At 70.8% G+C, this 19,071-nt stretch carries 19 protein-coding genes; 10 read left to right on the top strand and 9 right to left on the bottom strand.

Features of this window, described 5'->3' with window-relative positions; genetic code table 11:
- Positions 1-67: 67 nt before the first annotated feature.
- Positions 68-3,217, bottom strand: a complete 3,150-nt coding sequence (locus ETD85_RS34120; RefSeq protein ID WP_138693939.1) for an AfsR/SARP family transcriptional regulator — start codon at positions 3,215-3,217, stop codon at positions 68-70.
- Positions 3,218-3,266: 49 nt separating this feature from the next.
- Positions 3,267-3,617: a nucleotide pyrophosphohydrolase gene (locus ETD85_RS34115; protein WP_138693938.1), complete on the bottom strand. Its 351-nt coding sequence runs from the start codon at positions 3,615-3,617 to the stop codon at positions 3,267-3,269.
- Positions 3,618-3,658: 41 nt separating this feature from the next.
- Between ETD85_RS34115 and ETD85_RS34110 the strand changes: the two genes are divergently transcribed.
- Both ETD85_RS34110 and ETD85_RS34105 read left to right on the top strand, forming a co-directional pair.
- Complete coding sequence (locus tag ETD85_RS34110; RefSeq protein ID WP_240779611.1) at positions 3,659-4,099, top strand: MarR family winged helix-turn-helix transcriptional regulator; 441 nt, start codon at positions 3,659-3,661, stop codon at positions 4,097-4,099.
- Between the two features lie 46 nt (positions 4,100-4,145).
- The gene (locus ETD85_RS34105) at positions 4,146-4,964 is read left to right on the top strand and encodes an alpha/beta fold hydrolase (RefSeq protein WP_170246982.1); all 819 of its coding nucleotides are present in this window, start codon (positions 4,146-4,148) and stop codon (positions 4,962-4,964) included.
- 10 nt (positions 4,965-4,974) lie between these two features.
- Here ETD85_RS34105 and ETD85_RS34100 read toward each other — a convergent pair whose 3' ends face one another.
- Positions 4,975-5,724, bottom strand: a complete 750-nt coding sequence (locus ETD85_RS34100) for a maleylpyruvate isomerase family mycothiol-dependent enzyme (RefSeq protein WP_138693936.1) — start codon at positions 5,722-5,724, stop codon at positions 4,975-4,977.
- A gap of 147 nt (positions 5,725-5,871) precedes the next feature.
- Here ETD85_RS34100 and ETD85_RS34095 point away from each other — a divergent pair, with 147 nt between their 5' ends.
- Positions 5,872-7,341, top strand: coding sequence for a serine/threonine-protein kinase (locus ETD85_RS34095; protein ID WP_138693935.1), 1,470 nt, complete (start codon positions 5,872-5,874; stop codon positions 7,339-7,341).
- Between the two features lie 27 nt (positions 7,342-7,368).
- Here the strand turns inward: ETD85_RS34095 and ETD85_RS34090 are convergent, their stop codons facing one another.
- Genes ETD85_RS34090 through ETD85_RS34070 form a run of 5 tightly spaced genes read right to left on the bottom strand, consistent with a single transcriptional unit; the run spans position 7,369 to position 10,584 of the window.
- On the bottom strand, positions 7,369-7,740 hold the full coding sequence (locus ETD85_RS34090) for a DoxX family protein (RefSeq protein ID WP_138693934.1): 372 nt from the start codon (positions 7,738-7,740) through the stop codon (positions 7,369-7,371).
- A 27-nt stretch (positions 7,741-7,767) separates the two neighbouring features.
- Entirely contained in the window at positions 7,768-8,565 is a 798-nt protein-coding gene (locus ETD85_RS34085; RefSeq protein ID WP_138693933.1) for an ABC transporter permease, read from the bottom strand.
- Entirely contained in the window at positions 8,562-9,329 is a 768-nt protein-coding gene (locus ETD85_RS34080; RefSeq protein ID WP_138693932.1) for an ABC transporter permease, read from the bottom strand. Before ETD85_RS34080 ends, ETD85_RS34085 begins: the two co-directional genes overlap by 4 nt.
- Complete coding sequence (locus tag ETD85_RS34075; protein ID WP_138693931.1) at positions 9,322-10,236, bottom strand: ABC transporter ATP-binding protein; 915 nt, start codon at positions 10,234-10,236, stop codon at positions 9,322-9,324. The genes ETD85_RS34080 and ETD85_RS34075 overlap by 8 nt, the downstream gene beginning before the upstream one ends.
- Positions 10,237-10,293: 57 nt before the next feature.
- Positions 10,294-10,584, bottom strand: a complete 291-nt coding sequence (locus ETD85_RS34070) for an antibiotic biosynthesis monooxygenase (RefSeq protein ID WP_138693930.1) — start codon at positions 10,582-10,584, stop codon at positions 10,294-10,296.
- Positions 10,585-10,644: 60 nt separating this feature from the next.
- Between ETD85_RS34070 and ETD85_RS34065 the strand changes: the two genes are divergently transcribed.
- Positions 10,645-11,277 carry a TetR/AcrR family transcriptional regulator gene (locus ETD85_RS34065; RefSeq protein WP_138693929.1) on the top strand — a complete coding sequence of 211 codons (633 nt, stop codon included), beginning with the start codon at positions 10,645-10,647 and terminating at the stop codon, positions 11,275-11,277.
- A 36-nt stretch (positions 11,278-11,313) separates the two neighbouring features.
- Here the strand turns inward: ETD85_RS34065 and ETD85_RS34060 are convergent, their stop codons facing one another.
- Complete coding sequence (locus ETD85_RS34060) at positions 11,314-12,324, bottom strand: LacI family DNA-binding transcriptional regulator (protein WP_138693928.1); 1,011 nt, start codon at positions 12,322-12,324, stop codon at positions 11,314-11,316.
- A 142-nt stretch (positions 12,325-12,466) separates the two neighbouring features.
- Here ETD85_RS34060 and ETD85_RS34055 point away from each other — a divergent pair, with 142 nt between their 5' ends.
- The 6 genes from ETD85_RS34055 to efeO all read left to right on the top strand — a co-directional run bounded on the left by ETD85_RS34055 (position 12,467) and on the right by efeO (position 18,993).
- Positions 12,467-13,750: an extracellular solute-binding protein gene (locus tag ETD85_RS34055; RefSeq protein ID WP_138693927.1), complete on the top strand. Its 1,284-nt coding sequence runs from the start codon at positions 12,467-12,469 to the stop codon at positions 13,748-13,750.
- Entirely contained in the window at positions 13,747-14,706 is a 960-nt protein-coding gene (locus ETD85_RS34050) for a carbohydrate ABC transporter permease (RefSeq protein ID WP_138693926.1), read from the top strand. The genes ETD85_RS34055 and ETD85_RS34050 overlap by 4 nt, the downstream gene beginning before the upstream one ends.
- Positions 14,703-15,545 carry a carbohydrate ABC transporter permease gene (locus ETD85_RS34045; RefSeq protein ID WP_138693925.1) on the top strand — a complete coding sequence of 281 codons (843 nt, stop codon included), beginning with the start codon at positions 14,703-14,705 and terminating at the stop codon, positions 15,543-15,545. The genes ETD85_RS34050 and ETD85_RS34045 overlap by 4 nt, the downstream gene beginning before the upstream one ends.
- Positions 15,546-15,547: 2 nt before the next feature.
- Positions 15,548-16,915: a glycoside hydrolase family 5 protein gene (locus tag ETD85_RS34040; protein WP_138693951.1), complete on the top strand. Its 1,368-nt coding sequence runs from the start codon at positions 15,548-15,550 to the stop codon at positions 16,913-16,915.
- A gap of 90 nt (positions 16,916-17,005) precedes the next feature.
- Positions 17,006-17,845 (top strand): iron uptake transporter permease EfeU, encoded by an 840-nt coding sequence (gene efeU / locus ETD85_RS34035; protein ID WP_206058935.1) that lies wholly within the window; start codon positions 17,006-17,008, stop codon positions 17,843-17,845.
- 11 nt (positions 17,846-17,856) lie between these two features.
- Complete coding sequence (gene efeO / locus ETD85_RS34030) at positions 17,857-18,993, top strand: iron uptake system protein EfeO (RefSeq protein WP_138693924.1); 1,137 nt, start codon at positions 17,857-17,859, stop codon at positions 18,991-18,993.
- Positions 18,994-19,071 lie beyond the last annotated feature (78 nt).

Here is a 19,071-nt window from a genome sequence, read left to right as displayed (position 1 = left end):
ATCGAGAGCCCCAGGTCGTTGCAGCAGGTCAGCGCAACAGGCCAGCGCAGCAGGTCAGCGCAGTAGGTCAGCGCAGTAGGTCCTGGGTCTCGTCGAGCTTGCGGGCGGCGCCTTCCTCGTACGCCGCCGCGAATGCCTCCTGCCCGAGCGCGTCGCGCACCCGGACCGTGACGCGCTCGATCTCCTCCCGCTCCGACGGCCCCGCAGGAGTCTGATGGTGGTCCCTGGCCGCGGCCGCCAGCCCCAGCAGCCTGGCGGCCTGCTCGGTCGGGCCGGAGGCCGACGCCGCGCCCTCCACCGCGCCCGCCATCGTCCTCGGGTCGCCGACCTTCCGCCCTCCGGCCAGCGCCTCCATGTGCAGGTCCAGGGCCGTGGCCGGATCGCCGCGCAGCTCGGTGAGGTGGCCGAGCTCGATGAGCGTGGACGGCACGTGCATGAGGGGGTCCACGTCGGGGCCGCGCGGCACGCCTTCGAGCAGGTGACGCAGGTGCGTCTCCGCCAGGTCCAGGCGTCCCGCCCGGCGCGCGGCGAAGGCCAGGCCCATCTCGGCCATGGTCTCGCCCTCCTTGTAGCCCTGGCCGCGGGCCAGCTTCATGGCGCGGTCGCAGAGCTCCATGGCGCGGTCGTACTCGCAGCTTTGCATCGCGACCCAGCCCAGCCAGGCGGTCCGCGTGGCCACCTCGGACCAGAGCCCGAGGTCCTCGGCCATCCGCAGCCCCTCGCCGAACAGCCGCCTGGCCTGCTCCCCGTCGTCCCGCATCTCGGCCAGCCCGCCCAGCCACTCGGTGGCCTGCAGCAGCCCCCAGCGGTCGCCGAGCTCGGTGAACAGGCGGGCGCTCTCCCCGCCGATCCGCTCCAGCGCGTCGTTGTCGCGCTGCGTGAACGCGTCCCTGGCCTGCCTGCTGAGCGCGGCGGCGATGCCCCATCGGTCGCCGACCGCCCGGAACGTGGCCAGGGCCTTGCTCACCAGCTCCTGGCCGGTCGGCATGTTGTGGATGTGCATGCTGATGAACAGCTCGGCCCTGGCCCGCTCGCCGGGATCGACGAGCGCCTCCAGCGCCGGCCGCCAGTCGATCTGCTCGCCCACCAGGAGCGTGAACCCGGCCTGCCAGGCCGCCGCCCTGGCCTGGCTCGGCGTCACCGCTCCCCCTGCTCCCCCGGCCTCCGGGGCGATCGACAGCGCCGCCGCCAGGGAGCGCCGGCCCTCGGCCAGCCGGGCGCGCAGGACCCAGTACCAGGCCAGCGCGTTCACCAGGCGGGCCGCTTCGTTGCCGGCCTCCTGGGCGACCGCGGTGTCCAGGGCCGCCCGCATGTTGGCGGCCTCGGCGTCCAGGCGCAGCAGCCATTCCCGCTGCCCGTGCCCGTACAGCTCGGGCTCGGCCGCCTCGGCCAGCGCCAGGTAGTGGCGAAGGTGCGCGAGACGTACCCGATCGAGCTCGTCCGCGTCGGCCAGCCGGGCCAGGCAGTACTCCGACACCGATTCGAGCAGCCGGTACCTGACGCCCGCCGGGGCGTCGGTCACGACCACGAGCGACCGGTCGATTAGGCGGGCCAGCAGGTCCAGCACGTCGAGCCCCGCCTCCGCGCAGACGCCTTCGGCGGACTCCAGCGTGCAGCCGTCGGCGTGCACGGCCAGGCGGCGCAGCACGAGACGTTCCTCGTCGGACAGCAGGTCCCAGCTCCAGTCGATCACCGCGGTCAGCGTCTGCTGGCGGGCGTGGGCGCCCCGCTGCCCGGAGGCCAGCAGCCGGAACCGGTCGTCCAGCCGGCTCACCACGCCGTGCACGCCGAGCGCCCGCACCCGGGTCGCGGCCAGCTCCAGCGCCAGCGGGATGCCGTCGAGCCGCCGGCAGAGCTGCGCGATCGCCTGCGCGTTGCCCGAGTCGAGCGTGAAGCCGCGGACGGAGGCGGCGGCGCGGATCACGAACAGCCGGACCGCGTCGGATCGGGCCATCGTCGCCAGGTCGGCCGCTGCGGGCACGTCGAGCGGGGGCACGCTCCACAGCACCTCGCCGTCCACGGCCAGCGGCTCCCTGCTGGTGGCCAGGATCCGCAGGCCGGGGCAGGCCCGCAGGAGCAGCTCGACCAGCTCGGCGACCTGCTCTACGACGTGCTCGCAGTTGTCCAGCACCAGCAGCATCCGCCGGGCCTTGATCGCGGCGGCGAGCTGCCCGGCCGCGTCGCCCGAGCCGGCGTCCTCCCTGATGTCCAGGGCCGCCATCGTGGCCTCGACCGGGGTGCGGGACGCCTGGTCCAGCGCGACCAGCCAGGCGCCGTCGGCGAAGTCGGCCACCAGCCGGTTGGCCGCCTCCAGCGCCAGCCGGGTCTTGCCGACCCCGCCGCTGCCGGTGAGCGTCACCAGCCGCTCCTCCCCGGCCAGCGCGCACACCTCGGCGAGCGCCTCGTCCCGGCCGATCAGCTTGCTGACGGGGGTGGGCAGGTTCGTCACCGGCCGCTCAGCGGGCACGCTCAGCGCCGGGTCCTGACCGAGAATCGCCTGGTGGAGCGCGACCAGCTCGGGCCCGGGATCGAGCCCGAGCTCGTCGGCCAGCCGCTCGCGCAGCTCGCCGTAACCGGCCAGGGCCTCGCTCTGCCGCCCCGCGCGGTAAAGAGCCCGCATGTGTACGGCGCGCAGCCGCTCCCTGAGCGGATGCCGGGCCACCAGGTCGCCCAGCTCGCCGACGAGCAGCCCGTGCTCACCCAGCTCCAGCCGCGCCTCGGCCTGCTGCTCCAGCGCCGACAGCCGCTGCTCCTCGAGCCGGACCACGGCCGACCTGGTGTACTCCTCGTCCGCGAAGTCGGCGAACGCCGGCCCCCGCCACAGGGCCAGCGCGTCGGCCAGCAGCCCCGCCCTGGCCCTGGGGCTGTCGGCGGCCTCGGCCTTCGACAGCAGGCCGGCGAACCTGACCGCGTCCACCGCGCCCTCGTCCGAGCGCAGCAGGTAGCCGGGGGCGCGGGAGACGACCAGGTTCTTGGCGCCGGGTTCGGCGTCTTCGAGCGCCTTGCGCAGCTGCGAGACGCGGACCTGGAGCGCGCCCGCCGGGTTGGCCGGCGGATCCTCGCCCCACAGGTCGTCCACCAGCCGGTCCACGGACACCGGATGGCCCTCGTGGACGAGCAGGTCAACGAGGAGCGCCCGTACTTTGAGACCGGGAACGGTCACGGTCTCCCCGGCGTCCGTCCATACGGCCAGCGGCCCCAGCACCCCAAAACGCATGCTGGTCACCCTATGTGCGGCTATTGCTCGGGAAAAGCGCATATCGCGCTCAGGAAGGCGGGGCCTTCCTGGCCGAGCCGCGGTAGAGGTCGGCGTCGTAGCGGCGCTCGTTGTCGTCGAGCTTGGCCCTCGCCGCCTCCATCAGGTCCACGCCCAGCACGTCGGCCAGCCGTACCAGGTAGAGCGTCACATCCCCCAGCTCGGTGCGCATCCGGGCGAGCGCGTCGGGCTCCGGGCTCGCGGACTGCTCGGCGGTGAGCCACTGGAACTCCGCCACCAGCTCCCCCACCTCACCCGCGAGCGCCATCGCCAGGTTCTTCGGCGTGTGGAACTGCTCCCACTCCCGCACCCGGGCGAACTCCCGCAGGCGGGCGGCAAGGTGCTCCAACTCCGTCGTCACGTCACAGGACCCTACCGATCCGTGGCTGTATGTTGCTGAAGGTGAATGGGGTCGAGTTGTTCCTGCTGGGCCGGACACTGATGAAGATCGGCGAGGAGGCGATGCCGGCCGAGGGCATCGGCGAGCACTCCACGAGTGTGCGCACGGTCCTGATCGTGGTGAGTGACCTGCGCGGCCACCCCGGCACCACCGTGGGCGAGATCGCCGCCCGTACCGGCCTGCCGCAGAGCGCCGTGTCCGCCTCCATCTCGCGGCTGCGCTCGGTCGACGCGGTGATCACCGAGACCGATCCCCGGGACCGGCGCCGGACGATCATCCGGGAGGCGCCCGAGGTCTCCGAGCGCGTGACGCAGGTCAGGGACACGCCCATCGACGCCGCGCTGGCCGCCGCGCTGGGCACCGAGGACCCCGACCGCGTGAGCGAGACGGTGACGGTCCTGGAGGAGCTGGCGGCGCGGCTGATCCCGGGGCTGCGGGCTTAATCCATCAAACTTGATACATCAAAAATGATGGGTTATGATGTTCGCCATGACCTCAGACTTTCTGACCGTGCCGGGCGGCCGCATCTACTACGAGATCCGCGGGACGGGCCCGCTCCTCCTGATCTCACAGAGCGGCGAGGGCGACGCCGGTCGCAGCGTGGACCTGGTGGACCGGCTCCAGGACGCCTACACGGTGATCACCTACGACCGGCGCGGGCTCAGCCGCAGCACCATCGACGACCCCGATGCGGGCGTGAGCGTGCGGCAGCACGCCGACGACGTGCACCGGCTCCTGGCCCACCTCACCGACCAGCCCGTGCTCATGCTCGGCCAGAGCCTGGGCGCCTCCATCGGGCTCCACCTCGCCGTCGAGCACCCCGGGCAGCTCAGCCTGCTCATCGCCCACGAGCCCGTCTCACCCTGGCTGCTGCCCGCGGCCGAGCGCGACCGGCACCGCGCGGAGCTGGCCGAGCTGCGCGCCCTCTACCTCGACGAGGGCCTGGCCGCCGCGTTCGAGGAGGTGCCACGCGTGCTCGGCATCACCAAGGACGCCGAGCCCGGCCTGACGCCGCAGCCCATGGACGCCCGGCGGCGGGCGAACTTCGACTTCTTCCTCAGGCACGACTTCACCGCCGTCATCGAGGACGAGCTCGACTTCCCGGGATGCCCGGCGCCGATCCTGCCCGCGGCCGGGCTGACCACGCCGCACTCGGTCTTCGACCACAAGTGCGCCGTCGCGCTGGCCGAGCTGCTCGGCACCGAGCTGGTGCGTCTGCCGGGCGGCCACAACGGCAACACCAGCCATCCCCGCGCCTACGCCGCTCGCCTCCGAGAGGTCCTCGGGGCCACCGCCGGCGCCCGCTGACACCTCGCCCCTACTGCGTGGCGACCTTGAGCAGCGCGCGCAACCGCTCCACCAGCTCCAGGTCACCGGCGAAACTCAGCGCCGCGCCGTCCGCCCGGCCCCACAGCCACAGGAACACCTCCTGAGGCGTCCCCGAGATCGACGCCGCGGCCGAGCCCGGCTCCCCGCGGGTGATCTCGACCCCGGACGCCCGCGTACGCACCAGCCGGCGCTCCGCTCCCGTCTCGATCGACACCGCGCGGCCGTCCGAACTCGTGAGGAGCTCGCCGAACTCCTCGGGCCACTTGCTGACGGAGTAGGCGAAGTGCACCACGAGCAGCTCGTCGATGCCGTCCACAGCCAGATCGTCGGGGATCGGAGCGATGGTCTCACCGGCCGCCAGCTCGGCGTCCACCCGGTGCACCACCGTCTCCTGCGCCATCCGGCGGATCCAGAAGCCGACCGTCTGGTCGGGGTCGTACCAGGTGAGGCTCTTGTCCTGCGGCGCGCGTGCGGCGAACTCGCCGCGCAGCTCGGCGGCGCCCCGGTCGAGGTAGGCGGCGGGCCCGGCCGGATCGGGCGCCGGCGGCCACGGGTCGGGCCAGACGCCCTTGCGCATCATCTCGACTTTGTGCAGGTAGACCTCGCCGACGTGCAGGAGGAGGTCGGCGGCCGTCCAGCCGGGACAGCTCGGCACGGCCGCACCCAGGTCGCGGGCCCCGGTCTCGCGCAGCCGCGCGACGTCCAGCTCGAACAGCTCCAGGTATCGATCCCACTCCATGCCGCACCCTTCCCTTTCCCGTCATCCGGGTCATCTGGGGCATCCGGCGGCCCCGGCCGCCCAGCATCCTGTCACAAATAGCGCAGGTGTTCGAGACCGTATCGCTCCTTCCCCCCGACAACCTGGAGAACCTGTACGCTTCCGCGCGTGTCCGAATTATCGGTGCCCGGCTACGAGATCAAGGGCGTGCTCGGCCAGGGCGGCTTCGGCGTCGTCTACCTGGCCCTGCAGACGGCCGTGGGTCGCGAGGTCGCGCTCAAGGTCGACAACCGGGTCCTGCTGTCCGATCGCGACAGGCGCCGGTTCATGCGCGAGGTCACGGCGGCCGGCGCGTTGTCGGGCCATCCGCACGTGGTCCCCGTCTACGACGCGGGCCTGCTGCCGGACGGCCGCCCGTACATGGTGCTCGAACTGTGCCCCGGCGGCTCGCTGTCCGGCCGGATCCTCTCCCCCGCCGAGGCCCGCGACGTCGGCGTGCGCATCGCCGACGCACTGGCCGCCGCGCACGCGCAGGGCGTGCTGCACAGGGACGTGAAGCCGGGCAACCTCCTGCTGAACCGCTACGGCCAAGTGGCGCTGTCGGACTTCGGCCTGGCCACCATGCCCGCGACGGGCCCGGAGGCCTCCGTCACGCGCGAGTCGCTGACCCCTTCCTACGCGCCGCCCGAGGCGTTCGAGCTGGCCGAGCCGACCCCGGCCGGTGACGTGTACGCGCTGGCGGGCACCGTCTACGCCCTGCTCTCCGGCCGGCCGCCGCGCTTCCCGGCGAGCGGCGTACCGAATCTGGCGATGATCCTCGCCCTGCACCGCCTGCCCGTCCCGGACATCCCCGGGGTGCCGCCGGAGCTGACCGCCGTGCTGCGCCAGGCGCTGGCCGGCGACCTGCGCGTCCGTACGCCCAGCGCGGAAGCCTTCCGCAACGCCCTGGCCGCGGTCCCTCTCGCCACTTCCCCGCCGCCGATCTCCCTGTCCGCGGCGCCGCCGCCGAGCCCGCATTCGGACACCAGGCCGCCCGCCCGCCACGGCCAGTCGAAGGCCCTGGTCTCCATCGCCGCCGCCGTGGCCCTGGTGATCTCGATCGGCGTTGGCGTGATCGTGTACTCCTATCTCACGCGCGAGCCGGACTCCCAGCACGCGGCCCTCGGCGGCACCACGTCCACCACCAGCCCCGGGACCGCGACGAAGAAGACGCCGTTCACCGGCCTGGACACCTACACGCAGGACTGCCCGGCCGCCAAGGTGCGCGGGGCGGGCGCGGCGTGCGTCCGCGAGTCGGAGTGCTGGGGCGGCCTGGTCATCATCGCGGGCGACACCAAGGCCAGGCGGGTCGGCTGCGAGGAGACGCATTCGTGGGAGACGTTCGCGGTCGCCGCGATCCCCGCCGACGCCGACACCTACGTCCAGCAGGACCTCGCCAAGCATCCGACGGTGAAGCGGACCTGCAGCCGTGCGGTGCTGCTGGCCACCAGGACCGGCACGGCCAAGACCCTCGGCAGCGCCGGCTGGGACGTGGACGTCATGCCGCCGTCCCAGGCCCAGTTCGAGAACGGCGTGCGCTTCTACCGCTGCATCGGCGGCCGGACCGGGCAGGAGCCGCGCAAGTCCTTCTTCCACTGATGATGAGCTCCCACCGGGAGCGGGCCCTCACAAGGCGTACGGGCCGTATCGGCCCCAGGCGACGGCCGCCGCCGCGGCGAACAGGACGGCGTTCACCACGATCGCCGCCGGCTCCTTGCGCCGCAGGTGCGTCACAGCCGCCAGCACCATGATCAGTGCCAGGCCGGTACCCGCCAGAGGTGTCAGGACAGGGGCGACACCGGTGGCGGCAGGCAGGACGAGCCCGAGCGCGGCGAGCAGTTCGGCGAGCCCGATGAAGCGGACGGTGCCGGCGGAAAAGTCGGCCGTCCACGGCAGCATGGGTTCGAGCTTCTCCTTGGCTCGGATGCACTTCAACGTCCCCAGCCCGGCGAACACCGCCGCCAGCACCACCTGCAGGATCCACAACAAGACGTTCATGATTCGGCGACTCCTCTTCTCAGGGTGCTAATAGCGGCCGAGGGTGCCGCGGCGTTTGGCGAGGTGTTCGAGCCGGCCGAACACCATCACCCCGGCCGCCACGATGATCAGCGGCTGGAGGAGCAGCCAGCCGAGCCCCCAGCCGGTCGGGAGCGCGGCCAGGGAGTGGCCGCCGAGCAGGATGTCGCGCATGGCCTCGACACCCGGCGCGACCGGGACCAGCAGCCGGCTGACGAAGGCCACCGGGTCCGGCATGGCGGCCAGGGGCACCAGGGTGCCGCCGGCGATGGCGTACACGGCCACCGACACCTGCGTGATGATCTCGATGCGCTTGAACACCAGGGTCAGCCCGCACAGGACCAGGGCCAGCCCGCAGGTGCCCAGCACGATCGCGGTCATCGGCACGAGCACCTGCGCGTCGAAGGGCAGCGCGCCGCCCTGCGACACGATGGCGACGGCGCCGGTGACCAGGACGGCCAGCGCGGTGGGCAGGGCCGCGACCACGGCGGCGACCTGCCGGCCGAGGATGAGCGCGGCCGAGGGCAGCGGGGTGAGGTAGGTCTGCTCCAGCACGCCGGACTGGATGTCGCCCAGATAGCTCCAGAACACCCGGTTCACCTGCTCGTGGATGAAGGTCAGCGCCACCATGCCGAGCAGGATCGGCAGCAGGAGCTCGGGCCGGAGCTGCCCGCGTCCCATGAACAGCACGATCAGCAGGTAGAACAGCGGGAACGTGATCATCTGCAGCAGCGCTTCCCGCCACCCGGCGACGAAGCCGAGCAGGCCCTTGCGGACCTCCGCGGCGAAGCCCGAGACGAAGGTCATGACGACACCTCCATGGCCAGGCGATGGTTGCGGACGAACAGCGCCCCACCGGCGGCGGCGAGCACGACGATGTGGGCGATCAGCCAGGGCAGCGTGCCGCCGGCCCAGACCTCGCCCAGGGACCGGCCGCCGAATAGCGTCTGGCCGACCGCCTCGATGCCCAGGGTCGTGGGCAGCAGCCGGGCCAGGGCGGCCAGCCAGTCCGGATAGAACGACAGCGGCAGGAACGCCCCGTTGAGCAGCAGCACCAGGGAGGTGAACAGCGCCTGCAGGGCGCCGATCATCGGGGCCCGCAGGGCGAGGGCGGCCAGCAGGAACGTGAAGGCCAGCGCGTCGGCCCCCAGCAGCAGGGCGGGCACGACCGCCGCCCAGTCCAGCGGGATCGTGATCCCGGCCACCGCCATCGGGACCAGGGCGGCCACGGCGGCCACCACCAGCCCGAACACCGACGCGGTGATCAGCCGGCCGAGCATCGGCAGCCAGATCGGCGCCGGCGTCATCTGCGCCTGCGCGAAGGTGCCCGCGCGCAGCTCCTCGACGAGGTCGGCCACCATCACCAGCGCGGCGTACTGCAGGAACCAGTAGCCGCCGATCGCGACCAGGGTCTGCGGCAGCAGGTCGGCCCGCAGCTGCCCCTGCCCCATCACGAACTGCAGGCCGAGGTACATCGTGGTGCTGATCAGCAGCGTGATGACGTGGCCGAGCGGGTGGGCCAGCTGGACGCGCAGGCCCTTGCCGATCTCCGCGCCCAGGACGTCAAGCATGGGACGGCTCGTTCACCAGGGCGAGGAAGACGTCCTCCAGGTCGGGCTGGACCTGGGTGAGCGACTCCATGACGGCTCCGTGGGCGCGCAGGCGCTCGACCACGTCGTACACCTCGATGGGATCGCGCACCCTGACGCTGATCGTGCTCACGCCCTCGCTGGTCACGGCGTCGAACCCGGGCGGCGCGGCTCCCTCGACGCGGATCTCGTACCTGTCCCGCTCGCGGAAGCTCGCCAGCAGGTCGCGCGTGGGCAGGTCGGACACCAGCCGCCCCTGGCGCATGACCGCCACCCGGTCGCACAGCTCCTGGACCACGTCGAGCTGGTGGGTGGTGAGCAGGATGGTCGTGCCCAGCTCGCGGGCCAGCTCGGCGATCCATCTCTTGACCGTGTGGGTGGCCTCGACGTCCAGGCCCAGCGTCGGCTCGTCCAGCAGCACGATCGGCGGCCCGGCGATGAGCGCGGCGGCGATCGCGACCTTCTGCTGCATGCCGCGCGAGAAGCCGCCGACCTTGTCGTCCCTGCGCTCCCACAGGCCCAGCTCGGTCAGCAGATCGCCGGCCCGCTCCTTGATCCGGGCCTTGCGCATGCCTTTGAGCCGGCCGAAGTACATCAGGTTCTGCCAGGCCGACAGGCTCCAGTAGACGTTGCGCGAGCCCTCCAGCACGGCGCCGAACTGCGCCATGGCGGCCGAGCGCCGGCGTACGACGTCGTGGCCGCCCAGCCGTACCCGGCCCGAGGTGGGGGTCAGCAGGCCGGCCATCATCTTGATGGTGGTGGTCTTGCCGGCGCCGTTCGGCCCGAGGAAGCCGAACACCGATCCGGCGGGCACGCGCAGCGACACCTGGTCGACCGCGGGGGTCTGTGCCGAGCCGTACACCTTGGTCAACGCGTCGATCTCGATCACGTCGTCCTCCCGATCCGGAAGCTTGCGGCCCCAGGGTCCCGGGGCCGGTGAGGGTGGTCAGTGCTCGTCGAGGATCTCGATGTCGTCCACCCCGGCCTCGCGGGTCAGCGCGAAGGCCGCGGCGGCTTCGGCGCTGCCGGGTACGGCCTGACGGGCGGCCTGGAGGCTGGCGGCGGAGTCCCAGCGCCAGACGCCGGCCCAGGTCTCGTCGCTGATCCGGCCCAGGCGCGCCTCGATGAGCCCGGGCGACGTCTTCCTGATCGCGGCGACCAGTGCGGCGTGCCGCGCCCTGAGCTGCTCGGCGTCGGCCGGATCGATCTGGAAGCGGGTGACGGTGATGACGGACATTGCTGTACCTGCTCTCTAGAGTTGGCTTCTAGTGACTGAATCTAGAGATAGACTCTAGCCATGAGCGATGTCAAGCGGCCGAGCAAGCGGACCCAGAAGGCACAGGAGACGCGCCGGCGCATTCTGCAGGCGGCTTTGGAGCTGTTCGTCGGGGACGGCTACGGCGCGACGAACCTCCAGGACGTCGCCGACCGGGCCGGGGTCGCGGTGCAGACGATCTACTTCGTCTTCGGCAACAAACGCGCCCTGCTGAAGGAACTGGTCGATGTCACGATCGCCGGCGACGACGCGCCGGTGGCCACGATGGAGCGGCCGTGGTACACCGGGGCGCTGGCCGCCGAGACGGCGGATGACATGCTGCGCGCCTACGTCACCGGCGCGACGGCGGTGCTGGAGCGGGTCGCGCCGATCGGGAAGATGCTGGAGGCGGCGGCCGCGAGCGACCCGGAGGTCTCCGCCCTGTGGTCGTTCGACGTCAACCCGCGCTACGTCGTCCAGCGGCACGCGGCCGAGGCGCTGGCCGGCAAGCCGGGAGCGCGGGCGGGCCTGGCGGTGGATGAGGCCGCCGACGTGCTGTTCGGGCTGCTCAGCCCGGAGCTGTACCTGCTGTTCGTCCACGAGCGCGGCTGGTCGCGCGAACGATGGGAGCAGTGGGCCCGGGCGACCCTGCACGCCCAGCTCTGCCAGACCTGATCCCGGCCGGGCGGCGGGGTCTCCGGGCGAGAGCGGCTACTCGTGCCTGGCCGTGCTGTCGCGGACGATCAGCTCCGTGGCCAGCTCGACGCGCTTGGTGTCCGGCACCTCGCCCCGCCCCATCCCGAGCACCGTCCGGGTGGCCAGGGCGGCCATCTCCTGCAACGGCTGGCGCACGGTGGTCAGCGGCGGCCACGCGGACTTCGACAGCGGCAGGTCGTCGAAGCCCACCACGCTCAGGTCCTCCGGCACCCGCAGCCCGCGCTGCCTGGCCGCCTCGAAGACGCCGAACGCCTGCAGGTCGCTCCCCGCGAAGATGGCCGTCGGCGGGTCGTCCAGCGAGAGCAGCGCGTGCCCCTGGTCGTGCCCCGAGTCGACCAGGAACGTTCCGCGCCGGATCAGCTCGGGCGCCAGCGGCACCCCCGCCGTCTCCAGCGCCGCGCGGTAACCGTCTATCCGCGCCTGGCTGCACAGCATGTCGGCCGGACCGCTGATCATGCCGATCCGCCGGTGACCCAGCTCCAGCAGGTGCCGGGTCGCGGCCAGGCCGCCGTTCCAGTTGGTCGCCCCCACCGAGACCACCCCGGGCGCGGGCTCGCCTTCCGGGTCCACCACCGCGAACGGCAGCGACCGGGCGCTGAGCTGGGCCTGGATGCCGGTCGACAGGCGTGAGGCCACTATCACCACACCGTCGGTCCTGCGCGCGGCCAGCCGTTCGAGCCAGTCGCGGCCGGGGCCCGCGTGGGTGTGCAGCACGGAGATCACCACGCTCGCCCCCGCCTCGTGGGCCGCGCTCTCCGCCCCGCGCACGATCTCCATGGCCCAGGGCGACTCGATCTCGGCGAACACCAGGTCCACCAGACCCGCCGGGGTGTCGTCCTGGCTGATGCGCCGCTGGTAGCCGTGCTCCTGCAGCAGCCGTTCGACCCGGTGACGGGTCGCCGGAGCGACCTCCGGACGTCCGTTGATGACCTTGGAGACCGTCGGAATGGAGACTCCCGCCTCCTCCGCGATCAGTGCGATCGTGACCCGCCTCTTCGCTGACACAAATCGGGAGTGTATCCGAAAGTTTCGGTTTGGGATCGCTCCCACCCGAGGTGTTGACGCTTTACCTGCCGTTTACCTACGATCCAGGCAACGAAATTATCGGGGGGTTCACGAAACTTTCGCCTGCAAAGAAGGGACCCCTATGAAACGCAGTCTTGTGTTGATCGCGACGGCCGTCCTGGTGGCCGGCTGTGGCGGTGGCGGCGGCGGGACCACGACCCCCGCGCAGAGCGGCTCCGGCGCCGCCAAGGTCACGCTCGAGTGGTGGCACCTGTCGACCGCCGAGCCGCTCAAGTCCCTCTGGGCCCAGCGTGCGAAGGAGTTCGAGGCCAAGAACCCCAACGTCACCATCAAGGCCACGGTCCTGGAGAACGACGCCTACAAGGCCAAGCTCACCACCATCACCCAGTCCGGCAAGGCTCCCGACCTGTTCGCCACCTGGGGCGGCGGCGTGCTGAAACAGCAGATCGACGCCGGCCTGGTCAAGGACATCTCCGCCGATGTCGCCTCGGTGCTGCCCACCTTCACGCCGGCGGCACTGAGCGCGTACCAGCTCGACGGCAAGACGTACGGGCTCCCGACCGACATCGGTCTCGTCGGTTTCTGGTACAACAAGAAACTTTTCGAAAAAGCCGGCATCACGGCACCGCCTGCGACGTGGTCCGAGTTCCTGGAGAACGTCAAGAAACTCAAGGCGGCGGGTGTCACCCCGATCGCCCTGGCCGGCAAGGAGAAGTGGCCAGGACACTACTACTGGGCCTATCTGGCAATGCGGATCGCCGGCCTGGACGCGCTCAAGCAGGCGGCCGCCGACCACGACTTCACCAAGCCCGACTTCGTGACCGCGGGCCAGCAGGTCAAGGCGCTGGCCGACCTCCAGCCGTTCCAGAAGGGCTTCCTGGGCGCCGCCTACTCCACCCCTGACGGCCAGTCCGCCACCGTGAGCAACGGCAAGGCGGCCATGGAGCTGATGGGCCAGTGGGCGCCGAGCGTGCAGAAGGACTCGGGCAAGGGCCTCGGCGACGACCTCGGCTTCTTCCCGTTCCCGGCCGTCGAGGGCGGCAAGGGCTCGGCGGGCGACGCGTTCGGCGGCGGCGGCGGGCTGGCCGTCGGCGCGGACGCGCCGAAGGAGGCCATCGACTTCGTGAAGTTCATGACCGAGATGGGCAACCACTCCAAGGCCGTCGAGGCCGGTGGCGTGCTGCCGGTGCTCAAGGGCGAGGAGAGCGCGGTCAAGGACGCCAACCTCAAGCAGGTGGCGACCCAGCTGGCCAACGCCAGCGGCTACCAGCTCTATCTGGACCAGGCCTACCCGCCCGCCGTCGGCCAGCAGGTCAACGACAGCGTGGCGGAGCTGATCGCCGGCACGAAGACGCCGGAAGAGGTCGGCCAGGCCATCACAGAAGTGGCCAAGAACGAAGGATGACGACCTTGACGAAAGGGCCGGAGGCGCTCAGGCTTCCGGCCCCCGCCCCTGCCGCCAGGCGCCGCCGCCGCTGGGTGACCATCGCCCTGTTCCTGCTGCCCGCCATGGTGCTCTTCCTCCTGCTCGTCGTGGCCCCGATGCTGGTGGCCATCTATTCGAGCGTGTTCAGGTGGAACGGCTTCGGCGGCCTGCCGACCAACTTCATCGGGACGGACAACTTCACCCGGCTGTTCAGCAGCGACATCTTCGCCAAGGACCTGGGGCACCTGGTCTTCCTGGTGCTGCTGTCGATCGTGATCCAGCTCCCGTTCTCGCTGGCCATCGCCATGCTGCTGAACCAGCGCGTACGCGGGCGGGCGCTCTACCGGGTGGTGTTCTTCGCGCCGTACGTGCTCTCCGAGGTGATCACCGGGGTGCTGTTCTCGCTGATCCTCGCGCCTGACGCGGGCATGGCGAACCAGCTGCTGTCGGTGTTCGGGCTCGAATCGGAGTGGCTGGCCGATCCCGCGACCGTGATGCCCTCGCTCTTCCTGGTCATGACCTGGAAGTACTTCGGCTTCCACATGATGATCTATCTCGCCGGGCGGCAGAACATCCCGAACGAGCTGATCGAGGCCGCCCAGATCGACGGCGCCACGGCCTGGAAGACGTTCTGGCACATCACGCTGCCGCTGCTCGGCCCGACGATCCGGATCAGCGTGTTCCTGTCCGTCATCTACACCATCCAGCTCTTCGACCTGATCTGGATCCTCACCGGCGGCGGCCCGTCGCACTCCTCCGAGACCATGGCCGTCACCATGATGGACTGGGGCTTCAAACGCTCCCAGGTCGGCTACGCCAGCGCGATCAGCGTCGTGATGTTCGTGCTCAGCCTCGTCTTCGCCCTCGTCTACCAGCGGCTCGTCATGCGCCGCGACCTTGAGGGCGCGACCACGTCCATGGGAGCACGCCAATGAGCCGGAGGAAGACGCCTGCCGCGCGGCGTAACACGCTGCCCCTGCACCTGATCGCGTGGATCGTCGGCGCGTTCATCCTCATTCCGGTGATCTACGCGTTCCTGGGCGGGTTCAAGGAGAACAGCGAGCTGTCCAGCAACCCATTCGGCCTGCCGGAGACGTGGGTGACCGCCAACTACACCGACGTTCTGGGCTCGGGCTCGTTCTGGTTGCAGCTCTGGAACAGCACGTTCATCGCCGTCACCACGACGGTGGTGACCGTGGCGCTGTCGGCGCTGGCCGGGTTCGTCTTCGCCAGGTTCGCCTTCCGCGGCAGGGAGCTGTACTTCACGATGTTCACCGCCGGGCTGATGTTCCCGTTCGCGGTGGCCATCCTGCCGATCTTCGTGCTGCTGCGCGCGCTCGGCCTGCTGGACAACCCGCTCGGCGTGATCCTGACGCAGTCGGCCTTCGGGCTGCCGCTGACGATCATCATTCTGCGCGGCTTCTTCCGCAGCATCCCCGGCGAGATCGAGGAGGCGGCCACGATCGACGGCTGCACCCCGTTCGGGTTCTTCTGGCGGATCCTGCTGCCCATGGCCAGGCCGGCGATCGCCACCGTCTCGGTGCTCGCCATCGTGGGCAGCTGGAACAACTTCATGCTGCCGCTCGTGGTCTTCAGCGACGAGGCGAGCTGGACGCTGCCGCTGGGCATCCAGCAGTTCCAGGGCCAGTACGCCTCCGACACGGCCCGCATCCTGGCCTACCTGGTGCTGGCCATGGTGCCCGCGCTCGGGTTCTACGCCGTGGCGGAACGGCATCTGATCGGCGGGCTCACCGCGGGTGCGACGAAAGGGTGAACATGCTGCAGGTGTCCGGAACCCAGCTCGTCACCGGCGGCGGCACCCCGGTACGGCTGCGCGGCGTCGGCCTCGGCGGCTGGCTGAACATGGAGAACTTCATCACCGGCTACCCGGCCGACGAGAGCTCGATGCGGTACGCCGTCCGCGGCGTGCTCGGCGAGGAGCGGGCCGAGCTGTTCTTCGACCGGCTCATGACCTCGTTCTTCACCGAGCGGGACGCGGAGCTGCTGGCCGGGCTGGGCATGAACTGCGTGCGCATCCCGGTCAACTACCGCCACTGGGAGGCCGACGACCGGCCGTTCGAGATCGACCCGCGGGGCTTCCGCCACCTGGACCGGGTGATCGGCCTGCTGGGCGAGCGCGGCATCCACAGCGTGATCGACCTGCACGCCCTGCCCGGCGCCCAGAACCAGCACTGGCACTCCGACAACCCCACGCACGTCGCCGCGTTCTGGCAGCATCGCCACTTCCAGGATCGGGCGGTGCACCTGTGGGAGACCATCGCCGACCACTATCGCGACAACCCCTGGGTGGCCGGGTACAACCCGGTCAACGAGCCGGGCGACCGCACCGGCAAGGTGATCGGGCCCTTCTACGACCGGCTGGTCAAGGCGATCCGGGCGGCCGACCCGCAGCACGTCCTGTTCCTGGACGGCAACACCTACGCCACCGATTTCTCGATATTTCGTGAGGTGTATGAGAACACGGTCTTTGTCATGCACGACTATGCTCTCGCCGGTTTCGCCCACGGCGGCCCCTACCCCGGCTACACCCGCGGCGAGTGGTGCGACCGTGACGAGCTGGAGCGGACCTTCGCCAAGCGCTCCCGATTCCAGCGCGAGACGGGCACGCCGCTGTGGGTGGGCGAGTTCGGGCCCGTCTACACGGGGGATCCGGACGTGGACGCGCAGCGCCTGCGGATCCTGCGCGACCAGCTCGCGATCTACGACGAGCAGGACGTCGGCTGGTCGCTGTGGACGTACAAGGACGTGGGCCTGCAGGGGCTGGTGCACGCGTCCGGGCCCTACCTGGACAGGTTCGGGGCGTTCATCGCGAAGAAGCGGCGGCTCGGCGCGGACCGCTGGGGCTCCACCATGGAGGAGGCCGCGGACGTGCTCGCGCCCCTGCACGCGCTGATCGAGACGGAGTTCCCCGGCTGGGAGCCGTACCCGTGGGGTGCTCGCTACCAGAGCGACGACCTGATCAGGCACATCCTCATCGCCCAGGCACTGCTGCCCGAGTACGCCGAGCTGTTCCGCGGGCTCGGCGACGACGAGCTGCTCGCCCTGGCCGACTCCTTCCTCCTGGAGCGGTGCGTACGCCGCGAGCCCCTGCTCGACCTGCTGGCGGACAATCTGACGAGATGACCGGGCACACACTGTCGCATTCCGTGCTTGCGTAGGCATGGTTCGCCTGCCCTAATTTAGGCAAGGCTTTCCTCAGCAAGCATTCCGGGAGTGACAGTGTTCGCCAGCTACCTCATCGGGCTGCGCGAGGGACTGGAGGCGACCCTGGTCGTCTCCGTCCTCATCGCTTTCCTGGTCAAGAGCGATCGGAAGAACAAGCTTCCCCAGGTCTGGGCGGGAGCCGGCGCGGCGGTCGGGCTGTCCGTGGGCTTCGGGGCGCTGCTCACGTTCACCGCGGCGCACCTCGAATACACCGGCCAGGAGCTGTTCGACGCGATCACCTCGGTGCTCGCCGTGGTGTTCGTGACCTGGATGATCTTCTGGATGCGGCGGGCGGCCCGCGCGCTCTCCGGCGAGCTGCGCGGCAAGCTCTCCGACGCGCTCGCGGTGGGCTCCCTCGCGGTGGTCCTGATGGCGTTCCTGGCCGTGGCCCGCGAAGGGCTGGAGACCGCGCTGCTGTTCTTCGCCTCCGTGCAGGGCGCGACCACGACGGCGGGGCCGCTGATCGGCATCAGCCTGGGGCTCGTCACCTCGATGATCATCGGCTGGGGCATCTACCGCAGCGCCATGAAGATCAACCTGACCCGGTTCTTCACCTGGACGGGGCTGCTGCTGATCCTGGTCGCGGCCGGGATACTCAAGTACGGCGTGCACGACTTCCAGGAGGCCGGCGTCCTGCCGGGCCTGAGCACGTACGCCTTCGACGTCAGCGCCGCCATCCCCCCGGACTCCTGGTACGGCACGCTGCTGGCGGGCCTGCTGAACCTCACCCCGCAGCCCAGCGTGGCCGAGATGGTGGCCTGGGCCGCCTACCTCATCCCCACCCTCTTCTTCTTCCTGCGTCCGCAGCGGGTCAAGCCCACTCCGGCACCCGCTTCCTCCGCAGCCTGAACAGGAGCATCATGCCTACCGCTCTTCGCCTGTCCTTCGGTGTGCTCGCCCTGGCCGGGCTGACCGCCTGCGGCTCCGGCGGCGCTCCCGCCGCCGGCCCCTCGAAGCCCGCCGCCCCCGGCAAGATCACCGTGGCGGCCTCCGACACCGAGTGCAAGGTCGCGGCCTCCGAGGTCGCGGCGGGCACCACGACGTTCACGATCACCAACGGCGGCAGCAAGGTGACCGAGTTCTACGTGTACGCCCCCGGCGACCGGGTCATGGCCGAGGTGGAGAACATCGTGCCCGGGCTGACCAGGGAGCTCATCGCCGAGCTGCCCGCGGGCGCGTACGAGACCGCGTGCAAGCCCGGCATGATCGGCAAGGGCATCCGCAACGCGCTGAAGGTCACCGGCGAGCACAAGGCGCTCACCGCGGACGCCAAGCTCGCCGACGCCGTCACCAGCTACAAGCGCTATGTGAAGTCGCAGAGCGACACGCTGCTGGTCAAGACGCAGGAGTTCGTGGACGCGGTCAAGGCGGGCAAGATCGACGAGGCCAAGGAGCTGTTCCCGGTCTCGCGCACATACTGGGAGCGCATCGAGCCGGTCGCGGAGATCTTCGGCGACCTCGACCCGGCGATCGACGCCCGCGAGGCCGACCTGGCCGAGGGCGAGGAGTGGACCGGCTTCCACAAGATCGAGAAGGACCTCTGGATCACCAAGGACATCAGCGAGGACGGCCCCGTCGCCGACAAGCTGATCACCGACGTCAAGACCATCGTGGCCAAGGCGAACGCCGCCGAGCTGACCCCGCTGGACCTGGCCAACGGCGCCAAGGAGCTGCTCGACGAGGTGGCCACCGGGAAGATCACCGGCGAGGAGGACATCTGGTCGCACACCGACCTGTGGGACTTCGACGCCAACCTCGAAGGCTCCAAGGCCGCCGTGCAGTCGCTGCGCCCGGTGCTGGAGGAGCGCGCCCCTGACCTGGTCAAGACGCTGGACGAGAAGTTCGCCGCGGCCGAGGCGGCGCTGGCCGTGCACCAGAAGGGGGACGGCTGGCGGCTGCACGACGAGCTGTCCAAGGCGGAGCTGAAGACGCTGTCGGATGCGATCAACGCGCTCGGGGAGCCGATCAGCAAGATCGCCCCGGTGGTCGCGAAGTAGCGGGGAGGGACTCTCATGACCGGCGGGAGCGCAGAGGGCACGACCGGGCGGGTGAGCCGCCGGGGGCTGTTCGGGCTC

The organism is Nonomuraea zeae (assembly GCF_005889725.1).
GTDB lineage: Bacteria > Actinomycetota > Actinomycetes > Streptosporangiales > Streptosporangiaceae > Nonomuraea > Nonomuraea zeae.
The sequence above is the reverse complement of the archived record's forward strand: the minus strand, read 5'-3'. Positions and strand labels throughout refer to the sequence as shown.